The organism is Anaerohalosphaeraceae bacterium (assembly GCA_037479115.1).
Lineage (GTDB): Bacteria > Planctomycetota > Phycisphaerae > Sedimentisphaerales > Anaerohalosphaeraceae > JAHDQI01.
Window position 1 is genome coordinate 47,381 of record JBBFLK010000004.1, and the last position, 13,479, is coordinate 60,859.

Below are 13,479 nucleotides of genomic sequence, written 5' to 3' on the forward strand. Positions count from 1 at the left end.
TGGTTAGCTTCCGGAAAGGTATAAGTCATGCAGATTCGAAGGATCGGATGGCTTTTCTGGCCGTTGATTGCCGCATCGGCCGCCGCTTGGGCGGAAGGAACCCCTCTGTTTCCGGCCGGCCAGGATATGCATCTGTCCGCCCGACGAATGCTCCGGGCCGCTGAGGACCCGCAGGAGCCGTCCCGGCTGATTTTGGAAGGGCAGGTCGAAGGAAGCATCGGCGACAACCAGTTCTTTGCCGACCGGGCTGTCGCGGTGCTCCGGCTGCGGACGGAACCATCCGGTCTTTCTGAAGGACAATATTACGAAGCGTATCTGTATCTGGAGGGCGGTGTGTCCCTGAAAAAAGGAAGCCGCTCGAGAATGACGGTTTCGTCGGCGCCGGTGGCGGAAAACGCCCATCGGCTTGCCGTTCGGTTTCTGGTGACCGGACAGGTGTTTGTGACGGTCCGGGAGGAAGAAACGCTTCGCCAAGAGGAGCTCGAAAGCGACCCGCTGTATCAGCGGGCCCTGGACACCTTCGGGCGGATTCGTCAGGGCCCTGTTCCGCCGCTGACGGCCTATGTGCCCCGGATGGAAGACCGTTTTCTGCCGCCGCACAGTCCGGCGGTCCGAAAATCCGCCGCGGCCGCCCAGACCCGCCTTGCCCAATCCTCCTCAACCGCCCCCAAAGAGAAAAAGCCCGCTGTATCGTATCCGATTCACATCAACGCCCTCTGGGAACCGGCCCCCGAAATTGAGATTCGAACCCTGCCGGACGGCCGCAAAGCCGCCACCATTTCCGGACGGTTTTATCTGTGGCAGAAGCGCGATGAGGAAGGCACCCTGCTGGAATTTCTGGCGGACAGCGCCGTGGTGTATTACGGGGGTGATTCTCTGACGCAGACCCGACCAGGTCCCGGCGGCAATGAAATCGCCTCCGGCACCATCGAAGGGGTGTATCTGGCCGGCAATATCGTGATGACTGAAGGCGAGATGACCATCCGGGCGGATGAGATTTACTATGATTTTCAGCGGCAGCAGGCGCTGGTCGTCGGGGCCGAGCTGCGGACCTTCAGCCCCACCCGCGCTATCCCGATTTACATTCGGGCCGAAACCCTGCGGCGAATCAACGAGACGACATTCGAAGGCGAACAGGTGGAGCTGACCGACAGCGAGTTCTATCTGCCGCAAATCTCCGTCCGAGCCGCCCGAATGATTCTGATGACCGGCGAGCAGCTGGAAGAACGGGCACGCACCCGGGCCTCCGGCTCACGACCGGAAGCCGTTTTTGAAGACGTGTCCTTCCGATACGGGCCTGCAACGATATGGAAATGGCCTGCCTTCCAGACAAACTTCGCCCGTCCGGCCTTTCCGCTCAGCCGGCTTCGGGTCGGAAACGACAACGAATTCGGCACAGCCGTGGAAACCCGGTGGAATCTGGCCAACCTGTTCGGCAAAGCCCAGGCGGAAGGCACTGATGCCGAGCTGGCCCTGGATTATTTCAGCGACCGGGGCGTCGGCGCCGGCATCGAATCGGAATACAAACACCCCGATTCATTCGGAGAGCTGCTCGGGTACGTAATGACCTATCGGGGCACCGATGACCTCGGGCGGTACGGCAGCGAACGGCGCAACGTGGACCCGGAACAGGATGTCCGCGGACGGTTCAGCTGGCGGCACCGCACATACCTGCCCGAAGACTGGCAGCTGACCCTCGAAGTCGGATACCTGTCCGACCGCTATTTCCAGGAATGGATGTACCGGGGAGAATACTATACGGATAAGCCCCAGGAAACACTGGTGCACCTGAAGCGGCTGAAGGACAACTGGGCCTTTTCGATTCTCGGCAAGACCCGCATCAACGACTTCGAGACAACCATCGAAGAACTGCCGACGGTGGAATATCACCTCAAAGGGGCGTCCTTCTGGGACCACCGGCTGACGTTCTACAGCGACACGCAGGTCGGACGGCTGCGCAACCGGTTTGATGAAGACCTCGTTTTGCCGCCGACAAAAGAAGATTTCTATACGCTGGCTTATACCCGCAATGAAGTGGACTGGCCGCTGATGCTGGGCACCATTAAGGCCGTGCCGTATGCCGCCGTCACCTTTGCTTACGAGGACCACGGCGAATTCAATCTGGACCTGGACGGCACGCCGGTCTCTCCGGAAGACACACCGGTTCTCGGCGAGTACGGCGTGCGGATGTCCACGATGTTCTGGAAGACAGACCCGTCCGTCCAGAGCCGCTTGTGGAATCTGAACGGCATCCGCCATTTGGTCAAACCGCACTTTGAAGCGGCCCTGTTTGAAGACAACAGCCCCGCCGTGGAAATGCGCAATATGTACAATGTCGGTCTTTCTCAGCGGTGGCAGACCCGCCGAGGCCCCGAAGGCCGACAGGAAATCGTGGACTGGCTCCGCTGGGATTTGGATGCCACCTGGGTGAAGAATCCGGCGGAGGAAGACATTGATCCGCTGGGGCGGTACGGACCGGCAGGCTTTCTGTTCAACGACCCCTCCATCCCGCTGCGGACCCGACGGGCCAACCCCTTCTTCGGGCTGGTGCGGAACACGCTCCGAAGCGACGTGGAATGGAAAGTCAGCGAGACAACCGCCGTGCTCAGCGACCAGAATTATGACATCGACAGCGGACAGATTCAGCAGGCGGATATCGGCATCAGCCGCTATGTCTATCCGGACCTGAGTTATTACATCGGAAGCCGGTATCTGCGGCCCGTGCGCGTCGATATCCCCTCCAAAGGGATTCACGAGGAGGGCTCCCATTCGCTCGTGGCGGCCCTGACGTATTCGCTGGGCACCCGCTATACGGCCGTCGTGGCTCAGGAATACAATTTCGAATACGGCAAAACCGTCCGCAGCGAACTGACGCTGATTCGGCATTATCACCGGCTCTTTTACGGGCTGAGTTTTTCGCTGGATGAATCCCTGGACCGCCGGATGGTTTCGCTGAGCATCTGGCCGCAGGGAGTTCGGGAGCTGGCCATCGGACGGCGCTATATGGGCATGACCGAACCGGTGCGGGAGGAGTAATCCGCCGGACCGATTCAAAACCGGATGACAGACTGTTTTTCGGAACGTCAATACAAGAAGAAAGGAAGTGTTATGGCTTTAGTCACAACCAAAAAAATGTTTGAAATGGCCTACAAAAACGGCTACGCCATCGGGGCGTTCAACGTCAACAACATGGAAATCACGCAGGGCATCGTGGCCGCAATTGCCGAAGAGAAGGCCCCGCTGATTCTGCAGATTTCCCGGGGGGCCCGCGAATACGCCAAGATGAGCTATCTGAAGGCGATTATTGACGTGGCCGTGGCGGAAAACCCCGACATTCCCATCTGCATGCATCTGGACCACGGCGACACCTTTGAAATCTGCAAGCAGTGCGTCGATGACGGCTTTACCTCGGTGATGATTGACGCCTCCCACCATCCGTTTGAGGAAAACGTCCGGATTACCAAGGAAGTGGTCAAGTATGCCCACGCTCACGGTGTGGTTGTGGAGGCCGAGCTGGGCCAGCTGGGCGGCATCGAAGAAGATGTGGTCGGTGTGGATGACGTATCGGCCCACCTGACCGACCCCGCTCAGGCGCAGACCTTTGTGGAAAAGACCGGCTGCGACTCGCTGGCCGTGGCCGTCGGAACCAGCCACGGGGCGTATAAGTTCAAAAGCGAACCGAAAATCGCCTTTGACGTGATAGAGAAGATTCAGCAGCGTCTGCCCGGCTTCCCGCTGGTGATGCACGGGGCCAGCAGCGTGCTGAAAGAGTTCAAAGACCTGATTAACAAGTACGGCGGCAAGATGCCCGATGCGATGGGCGTGCCGGAGGAGGCCATCAGCCGGGCGGCCAAAATGGCCGTCTGCAAGGTCAATATCGACACAGACCTGCGAATGGCTCTGACCGCCAAGATTCGCCAGGTCTTTGCGGAAAAACCCGGCGAATTCGACCCGCGTAAATATCTGGGGCCGGGCCGTGAAGCCATCAAGCAGATGGTCAAGCACAAACTGCACGTGCTCGGCTGCGCCGGCAAAGCCGCTGAATGTCTGTAATCAGACGACTTTACAAAAATCAGGGAGAACCAACCCGGCAGGACGGCGGTCGCCGTCCTGCCTCTTGCTTGAAAAAACAAAACACCGATATGTATGCAAAAATGAAACACTGGAAATTCGCCGCCGGACTGCTCCTGGCAGCCGGATTGTGGCTGGGATTGGGCTGTGAGCCGGACCGACCGGCACAGTCCTCCCAAAAACCCACCGAATCCCATAAAACCGCCGCCGCATCTTCTCCGCTGCCGGTTTCGCTGAAAGCCGCTTCCGCCATTGACTTTTTCTGCAGCGGCAATCCGGCGGCCGCCCGAGAAACGCTCGAGACCGCCGCCGGAGAGAACGGGGTTCTGGAATCATTTCGACAAATTCTCCTGGGCTGGGAGTCCATGCAGCAGCGGCGGCAGGAGATTCGCCGGCAGGTCTGGGAAAAACAGCAGCAGCGGCTGACGGAACTGAAATCGAAAATCCAGGACCTGGCGGCTTTGGCCGAGCCGACTCCGTCCGAGACATCGCTTGCTCTCTCGGAGGATGAGGACCTGCCGGACAGCACGGCCCCGGCTGATGCCAACGGGCTGGAAGGGGTTCTGGCGGCCGCCATTCGACTGCGGGACCTGGCCACAGACGAGGAAAAACAGGCCCTCCTGCAGGACTCATTTATCCAGCAGATTGTTCAGGCCGCCCTCCAGCGGGCCCGCACCTACGAAGAGCAGGGACGCTGGACCGACGCCTATTTCCGCGCGTACTACTGGCTGACGGCCCTGGATGAGGACAATCCGGAGTATCGGGAAAAAGCCGACGAACTGTCTGAACTGCTGGAAATTGAGCTGTCGCTCAAAGACGGCTCCTGCGACGACACCGTCCAGAAACGCTATCAGGACATCAAGCCGGAGATGTTTGAACGGGCCCTGTATCTGCTGGACAACAACTATGTGCGTCCGCTCGATTACAGGGAAATGATGGACAAGGCCCTTGTGCGGTGCCGCCTGCTGGTGCGGGTGCTCGAAAAATCCTCGGCGGAAATCGCCTATCGCGCCGATGCAGCCGCCGCCGCGGCCTTTCTGGAAAAGCTGAACGCTCTCGAAGCCGAACGGAAGGGCAAAACGGACCTTCAGGCCGCCGACCTCAAAGAGCTGCTGAATGCGCTGCTGACGCTGAACAAAACCACCCTTTCGCTTCCGCCGGAAGTGATGATTGCCCACTTTTCGCAGGCCGTCCTGCAGACGCTGGACCCGTTTACCGACCTCGTTTGGCCCTGGTACGTGAAGGATTTTGAGAAGAATCTGACCCAGCAGTTCAGCGGCATCGGCGTGGAGATTTCCAAGGCCACGGGGGTGCTGACGATTGTCAGTCTCCTGCCGGATACACCCGCCTATCGGGCGGGCCTGGATGCGTATGATGAAATCCTGGCCGTCAACGGCGAACCGACGGAAAAGATGACAATTTTCTGCGCGGTCAGCAAAATCACCGGGCCCAAAGGCACCAAAGTCACGCTGACCATCCGGCGGCCCTCCACCGGCGAAGTGAAGGACTATACCATCGTCCGCGACCGGATTGTCGTTCAGCCCATCCGCGGCTGGCAGCGCACCGAAACCGGCCAGTGGGACTTCTGGGCGGACAAAGCCAATCGAATCGGCTATGTGCGGCTGACGTCTTTTTCCGAGACTTCCCGGGATGACCTGGACAAGATTCTCACCCAGCTGGAAAAAGAGGGGATGAAGGCCCTGATTCTGGATTTGCGCTACAACAGCGGCGGCTATCTGAACAGCGCCGCGGAAGTGGCCGACTTGTTCCTGACCAGAGGCGTCATCGTCAAAAGCAATCCGCGTCACGGCTTTGCCACGTATGAAATGGCCCACGAAAAAGGGACGCACCCGAATTATCCGATGGTCGTCCTCATCAACGGCGGCAGCGCCAGCGCCTCGGAGATTGTGGCCGGCGCCCTGCAGGACCCCAAACACCGCCGGGCCGTCCTGGTGGGCACCCGCAGCTACGGCAAAGGCTCCGTCCAGGTCGTCACCCCCTTTACCGGCGGCGGCTCGCAGCTGAAATATACCGTGGCCTACTATCACCTGCCCAGTGATCAGCCGGTGAAAAACCGCTACCAGATGGAACGGCTCGGCCGCAAAGACTGGGGCATCGCTCCGGATGTCGAAGTCGAAATGTACAGCCATGAACTGCGCCGGATGCTGGAGATTCAGCGAAAGAACGACATCCTCGTGCAGACCTTTCACAACAATGAAGACGAACGCCGCTATACGCTTCAGGAAACCCTCTTGTCAGACCCGCAGCTGTCGGCGGCCCTGCTGGTCGTCCAGGCCAAACTGCTTCAGCAGGGCGTTCCGATTCAGCCGCCGGATTTGACAATCTGGCAGCGGCCGATTGACCCGAATGAAATTTTGTAAGGACAGGTTCTCCGCATGAACAAACTCGAGCAGCAGCGAAGAGAAAAATGTCAGCAGATTCGCCAAATGGGTCTTGACCCCTACGGCGGCCGGTTCCCGAATACAGAACCGGCTCAATCCGTGAAAAACCGATACATCGACGGGCAGGAGGGCCAGCGCGCCCGCTGTGCCGGACGCATTGTGCTCCTGCGCGACATCGGCAAACTCATCTTTATCACCCTGCGGGACTCCAGCGGGGCCATTCAGCTGGGCCTGAGCAAACAGCTTCTGGCCGGACAGTGGGAACTGGTCAAACGCATCGACCTGGGCGACCTGGTCGGGGCCGAAGGGACTCTCGGCAAGACCAAAACCGGCGAAATCACCATCTGGGTCGAACAGCTGACTCTGCTGAGCAAGGCCCTGCTGCCGCCGCCGGAGAAGTTTCACGGTCTGGCGGATGTGGATTTGCGCTACCGCCGCCGCTATGTGGACCTCTGGGCCAATCCGGAGGTGATGCAGCGGTTCCTCAAACGCAGCGCTCTGGTGGCCTCCGTCCGCGCCTTTCTCCATCAGCAGGGCTTCGTCGAGGTGGAAACCCCGATGATGCAGTCCATTGCCGGCGGGGCCGCCGCCCGTCCTTTCATAACACATCACAACGCGCTGGACATCGATTTGTATCTGCGGATTGCCCCCGAACTGTTCCTCAAGCGGCTTTTGGTCGGCGGAATGGAAAAGATTTTCGAAATCAACCGCAACTTCCGCAATGAGGGCCTGAGCACCCGGCACAACCCGGAATTTACGATGATGGAACTCTATCAGGCCTATGCAGACTACCGTGATATGATGGACCTGACCGAATCGCTCATCAGCGCTCTGATAGAAACCCACTGTCCGGGGCCGATTCTGCCGTTCGGCTCGATGCAGGTCAACTGGTCCCGGCCCTGGCGTCGGGCCCGATACAGCGAGCTGCTGGAGGAATATGCGGGCTGCCGGATTGAGGATATTCCGGCCGTCCGTGCCAAAGCCCGTGCCCTGGGCATCGACGAAACCCGGATGGAAGATGCCGTCGTGATTAATGAAGTGTTTGAAGCGACGGTGGAATCGAATCTGGTCAACCCGACCTTTGTGCTGGATTATCCGGCGGAGCTGTGCCCGCTGACCCGAACCAGCAAGGCAGACCCCCGCTACGCCGAACGCTTCGAACTGTACGCCGGCACAATGGAACTGGCCAACGCCTATACGGAACTGAACGACCCGGATGTCCAGGAGGCCAACTTCCGCCGGCAGCTGCGGGGCCTCAGCGCCGATGAAAGCATGGCGAAAATGGATGAGGACTTTATCACGGCTCTGAAGTACGGGATGCCGCCGGCCGGCGGACTGGGCATCGGCATCGACCGGCTTGTGATGCTGCTGACGGATGCGCCGAGCATTCGCGATGTCATCCTCTTTCCGCTGCTTAAGCCCGCTGCCGCCGGACAGATGCCGGAATCTTTGGAGGAAACGGACGCTTCCTCCTGACGGTCAACGCTTCGAAATTCGCAGGAGCAGTCTGTGTGAAGCATGTATCCTTCTTTTTATGCGGCCGCTATCTTCGCCGGCGCCGGATGATGCTGCTGAGCATCACCGCCGTGGCCCTCAGCTGCGCCCTGCTGCTGATTACCGCCAGTCTGTTTACCGGCTTTATCGCCGCCCTCGAAACCAGCACCACGCGGCATCTGGGGGATATTGTCCTGGAGGCCCCCTCCGGACAGCTGATTACCGATTTTGAGGTGCTGCTGGAAGCGCTTCAAAAGCCCGCTGCCGTCCAGGCGGCTGCGGCCGTGCTGAAAAATCACGGTCTGCTTCTGGCCGGCCCCGGCAAGGTCCGTCCCGTGCGGGTTTGGGGCATTCAGCTGCCCCAGCGGCTGGCCCTCAGCCCCCTGCAGGATACGCTGCTGGTTCAGAAAGGACAGACAAACCCGTCCTTCGACCCGCAGAACACCGGTGAAATCGGCGGGTTTGTCGGCATTGGGGTGCTCACAGCGCCCGATGAAAAGACCGATGAATACAACCTCGACGAGGTCCGACGCTATATCGGACAGAAAATGGCCCTGACAACCGGCTCGCTGCAATCCGTGCCCGCCGGCGAGTCGTTGGGCCCGGCTCCGATGCAGTTCCGACGAAGGGTCCTGCGGTTTACCTGCACCGACGTGATGCAGACCGGCGTCTGGGACCTGGATGAACAGAATGTCTTTGTCCCGCTCGAAGCCCTTTCGGCCGTTTTGTATCCTGACCTGCCCGCCCCGGCGGCGGATATTATTCAGATTCGGCTGGCCCCCGGCGTTTCCGAAGACACAGGTCTGGCAATTGTCCGGGGCATCTGGGACAATTTCGCCAAAGACCGATTTGCCTGGGGACCGTTTGCCTCGATTGAAACCTCTCGCCGGCTTCAGGCCCGGCTCATTGCTGAGTACCGCAAACAAATGGGGGTCCTGCTGCTGATTTTCGGACTGGTCAGCTTATCGGTGATTCTGCTGGTCTTCTGCATCTTTTCGCTGCTGGTGATGACCAAACAAAAAGACATCGCCATTCTCAAAAGCTGCGGGGCCTCCCGCCGCGACGTCGCCGGACTGTTTCTGGCCTTCGGTTTCCTCAATGGCGCCGCCGGAGCGGCACTCGGCATCCTTCTGGGCTGGCTGATTACCTTTCATATCAATTCGATTGAACTCCAAATCAGCCGTCTGTTCGGTCTGAAAATCTGGAAAGCCGGGGTGTATATGTTTTCGCAGATTCCGAATACGGTTGACTGGTCCGCTGCGGGATGGATTTTTCCGGCGGCGATTCTGGCCTCCGTAGCCGGAGCCCTCATTCCGGCGCTGCGGGCGGCCTGGCTTGAACCGGTTCGTTTGCTGAGGTACGAATAGGATGCTTGTCTGGAAGCTGGCCGTCCGCTATTTTCGCACCCGTCCCAGTTCCTGGCTGGCCGTGGCGGCCGTGGCTCTCTGCACCTTTATCGTGGTGGTGGTGCTGACGGTGATGAATGGACTGGCCTCCGATTTCAAAGAAAAAAATCACCGCGCCGTCGGCGACTGCATCCTTACAACGGATTCCCTGGTAGGATTTCCGGATGACCCGAACTGGCTGGCCCTGCTCGAATCCCAGCCGTTTATTGAGGCCGTTTCCCCGGCCGTATTCGGCGTCGGCCTGATTACCCAGGCCGGAGCCGATTGGAATATCGCCGTTCAGTTTCTCGGCATCGACCCGGTCCGTCACAGCGCCGCCACCGGATTCGGCCGCTCCCTGCATTACCGCAAAGACCAGCCCCATCTGGCGTTTGTGCCTTCGTATGCCCCGAACGAGCCGGGCTGTGTGGTCGGCATCGATTTGGCCGGAATCAGCCGAACCTCGCAGGGAACCTACCTGCATCCGCTTCAGCCCGTCCCCATCCGGCTGATTTTAAGCAGCTTTCCGCTGACCCCACGCGGGGCCATGGCGCGCGGCGGCACAGACCTGGTCAACAGCAAAACCTACTATCTGGCCGATGACAGCCACACGGGTATCCCGCAGATTGACGGCAGCATGATTTACCTGCCGCTGGAGGAAGCACGCCTGCTGACCGGAATGGACAGCCCGTTTCCGCGCATCAGTTCGATTCATATCCGCTTTAAGCCCTCGGTGGGGCTTCAGGAAGGCGTCGAACAGGTGCGAAGACTGTGGACGGAGTATCTGGACAGCCGCCGCAATCATCCCTATTTTAATCTGCTCGAGGCGGTGCGCGTCCAAAGCTGGCTGGAAAACCGACGCAGCCGAATCGCCGCCGTCGAAAAAGAACAAACGATGCTGATTCTGCTTTTTCTGATGCTCGGCCTCATCACCGTCTTTATTGTCTTTGTGATTTTTTATATGCTGGTGGGCCACAAAAGCAAAGACATCGGGATTTTCCAAAGCGTCGGAATGTCCAAAGTCAGAATCGCTCAGGTCTTTTTGAATTTCGCTGCGCTCATCGGCCTTTGCGGCGCTCTGCTGGGGGCTGCCGGCGGCTGTTTGTTCCTTGTATATATCAACCCCATCGAAAACTGGCTGTTTGAGCGGTTTGATTTTCAGCTGTGGGACCGAACCATCTACGCCATCGGACAGATTCCGAATCAGATTCAGCCGGAATTTCTGCTGACTGTCGGACTGGCCGCTGTGGCCGCCTGTCTGGCCGGAGCGCTGATACCGGCTTTCCAGGCCGCCCGGAAGGAACCCGTGGAGGTGCTTCGAGTCAGTCAGGTTTAATTATTCAGGAACAACTATGAACCCAATCATTGAAGCCAAAAATATCCACAAGTCCTATCCGATGGGCAAACAGACCCTCCAGGTTCTCAAAGGCGTCTCGCTGAGGGTTCAGCCCGGCTCTTTTACAGCCGTCGTGGGGGCCTCCGGCAGCGGCAAAAGCACCCTGCTGCATATCTTGGGCGCCCTGGATAAACCGGACAGCGGCTGTGTAGAATTCGAAGGGAAAGACATCAGTAAACTTTCCGCCGCCCAGCTGAATCGATATCGCAACCAATCCGTAGGGTTTGTATTTCAGTTTTATCACCTCCTTAATGAGCTGAATGTCCTCGAAAACACCCTGCTTCCGGCCATGATTTCCAACGGTCCCGCCGGGTATTTGAAGAAAAAAAAGGAGCTTCAGGAGTCCGCGGCGGCTCTGCTCGAACGGTTTGGGCTGGGCGGACGGCTTCGACACCGCCCGTATGAGCTGTCCGGCGGCGAACGTCAGCGGGCCGCTATTGCACGCGCCCTGATGAACAAACCCGCCCTCCTGCTGGCCGACGAGCCGACCGGAAATCTTGACTCCAAAACAGGTTCTGGTATATTAGATGTCCTGAAAGAGCTCAACCGAGGCGGGCAAACCATCATCATGGTCACGCATGACCTGCGGATTGCACAGATGGCTGGGGAAATTGTTCACCTCGAGGACGGCCGAATCGTCGAGACGTCGAAAAAATCTTAATATAACCTGCAGTTCGGAGCGTCGAATGGGTTTGAAAATCTGGCTCGATGACAAATTAGTCAATCAGGAGGATGCAAAAATTTCCGTTTTTGACCATGGGTTGCTTTATGGAGACGGAGTCTTTGAGGGGATTCGGGTGTACAGCGGAAAAATCTTTGAACACGACGCCCACCTCGAGCGGCTTTACAAATCCGCCAAGGTCATCCGCCTGACTATTCCGATGGACCTGCCGACGCTCAAAAAGGCCGTGGAGGAAACCGTCCGGGCCAACCAGATTACCGACGGCTACATTCGTCTGCTGGTTACCCGCGGGGTGGGTGACCTGGGACTGAATCCTTTTTTGTGCAAACGCGCCTGCGTGATTATCATCGCCGACAAAATCCGCCTTTATCCGGCGGAGCTGTATGAAAAAGGGCTGAAAGTCATCAGCGTCCCGACGGTTCGCAATCATCCGATGAGCATCCCGCCGCAGGTGAAAAGTCTGAACTATCTGAACAACATCTTTGCAAAAATCGAGGCCGTCGATGCCGGTGCTTCCGAGGCGATTCTCTACAGCCACGACGGCTACGTGGCCGAGGCCTCCGGCGACAACATCTTCATTGTTTCGGAGGGAACGCTTTATACCCCGCCCGTGCAGGCCGGTTCGCTGGACGGCATTACGCGGCGCATCGTTATCAAACTGGCCCGGGAAGAGCAGATTCCGGTGGTTGAAAAAAATCTGACGCGGTTTGATTTGTACACGGCGGATGAATTTTTCCTGACCGGAACCGCCGCGGAAGTCATCGGCGTGGTGGAAATGGACGGCCGCATCATCGGCGACGGCAAGCCGGGGCCCATTACACGAAAACTTCGTGAGAAATTTTACGCCTATGCCCACGCCTGAGCCCTTATCTGATTCGGCCTTTCGGTCGATTGAGCAGCTCGTTCAGGCGGAGCTCCAGAGCGTACAGATCCGAATCCGGCAAGCCCTCTCGACTGACAACCCTCTGCTGGCTTCACGTCTGGACACGCTGGCGGAGAAGCCGGGCAAAATGCTTCGCCCCCTGCTGCTTCTGCTCAGCGCCAAGGCGTGCGGGCGGATTTATCCTGAACATATCGACCTAGCCGCCATGATTGAGCTGATTCATACGGCGACCCTGCTTCATGATGATGTGGTGGACCGGGCCGCCCTGCGGCGAGGCCGTCCGTCCGCCAATATTCTCTGGGGCAACACGGCCGCCGTGCTGCTGGGAGATCTTCTGCTCAGCCGCGCGCTGGGGCTCGGCGCCCGGCTGCACCAGCCCGCCCTGACCGAACAAATCGTAAAAACCGCTCAGGATATCTGCGAAGGAGAACTGCTGCAGAACATTCACCGGGGAAACTGGCGGATGAGCAAAGACCTGTACAGACAAATCATCACAGGAAAAACCGCCGCGCTGTTTGCCCTCAGCTGCCGGCTCGGCGCCCAATGGGCCCAGGCGGAGGAGGCCGCCGTTCAGGCGCTTTGTGAGTATGGACTGTATTTTGGGCAGGCCTTTCAAATCCGCGATGACGCCGCCGATTTGTTTTCAACAGAATCCAAAACCGGCAAGACCCTCGGCACGGACCTGAGAGAAGGCAAGCCGACCCTGGCGGTTATCCTCTGGCTGGAAACTTTCTCTGAAGATGAAAAACGGCAGGCCGTCGAACATCTTGAAAATCCCCGCAAACACTCCGCTGTTCTCCGGCAAATCAAAAAATCCTCCGTTCCTTTTCAGATTCATCAGGAGCTTGCCGCCCTGACAGAACAGGCGTGCAGGGCGCTGCAGCCGCTGGCGGACAGTGCCGCAAAAAAGGCGCTGTTTCAACTGGCCGAAGAGACTGCCAAGACGCCCTGAGCGTTCTTAAGCCCGCTTCATACCCTCTCAAAGGCGCTGTTTATCCCAAGAAAAAGACCGTCCTCTTCACAATCCCAAACAATCAAGCGGGCCCCATCCGTTATCAGGGAACAGGCAGAGGTCATTCCTTGCCTTGTCCTCTGGAAACCGGCCGCCGACATCTCACTGAAAGGGAAAAAGAAAAATCGATTCCGCTTTAAAAAGAAAAAAGGGC

The 13,479-nt window shown here is 58.5% G+C and carries 9 protein-coding genes; all 9 read left to right on the top strand.

Annotation, left to right across the window (positions count from 1 at the left end):
* Positions 1-27: 27 nt before the first annotated feature.
* The 9 genes from WHS88_02965 (at position 28) to WHS88_03005 (ending at position 13,265) form a co-directional block, all read left to right on the top strand.
* Complete coding sequence (locus tag WHS88_02965; protein MEJ5259130.1) at positions 28-3,036, top strand: hypothetical protein; 3,009 nt, start codon at positions 28-30, stop codon at positions 3,034-3,036.
* 72 nt (positions 3,037-3,108) lie between these two features.
* Positions 3,109-4,053, top strand: coding sequence for a class II fructose-1,6-bisphosphate aldolase (gene fba, locus WHS88_02970; protein MEJ5259131.1), 945 nt, complete (start codon positions 3,109-3,111; stop codon positions 4,051-4,053).
* Between the two features lie 89 nt (positions 4,054-4,142).
* Positions 4,143-6,452, top strand: coding sequence for a S41 family peptidase (locus WHS88_02975; protein ID MEJ5259132.1), 2,310 nt, complete (start codon positions 4,143-4,145; stop codon positions 6,450-6,452).
* 15 nt (positions 6,453-6,467) lie between these two features.
* Positions 6,468-7,949 (top strand): lysine--tRNA ligase, encoded by a 1,482-nt coding sequence (gene lysS / locus WHS88_02980; protein ID MEJ5259133.1) that lies wholly within the window; start codon positions 6,468-6,470, stop codon positions 7,947-7,949.
* A gap of 35 nt (positions 7,950-7,984) precedes the next feature.
* The gene (locus WHS88_02985; GenBank protein ID MEJ5259134.1) at positions 7,985-9,334 is read left to right on the top strand and encodes an FtsX-like permease family protein; all 1,350 of its coding nucleotides are present in this window, start codon (positions 7,985-7,987) and stop codon (positions 9,332-9,334) included.
* Between the two features lies 1 nt (position 9,335).
* Positions 9,336-10,688, top strand: coding sequence for an FtsX-like permease family protein (locus tag WHS88_02990; GenBank protein MEJ5259135.1), 1,353 nt, complete (start codon positions 9,336-9,338; stop codon positions 10,686-10,688).
* 16 nt (positions 10,689-10,704) lie between these two features.
* Positions 10,705-11,409 (top strand): ABC transporter ATP-binding protein, encoded by a 705-nt coding sequence (locus tag WHS88_02995; GenBank protein ID MEJ5259136.1) that lies wholly within the window; start codon positions 10,705-10,707, stop codon positions 11,407-11,409.
* A 25-nt stretch (positions 11,410-11,434) separates the two neighbouring features.
* A complete protein-coding gene (gene ilvE, locus WHS88_03000) occupies positions 11,435-12,292 on the top strand; it encodes a branched-chain-amino-acid transaminase (protein ID MEJ5259137.1) in 858 nt (285 codons plus the stop codon).
* Positions 12,279-13,265: a polyprenyl synthetase family protein gene (locus tag WHS88_03005; protein ID MEJ5259138.1), complete on the top strand. Its 987-nt coding sequence runs from the start codon at positions 12,279-12,281 to the stop codon at positions 13,263-13,265. The genes ilvE and WHS88_03005 overlap by 14 nt, the downstream gene beginning before the upstream one ends.
* Positions 13,266-13,479: the final 214 nt, after the last annotated feature.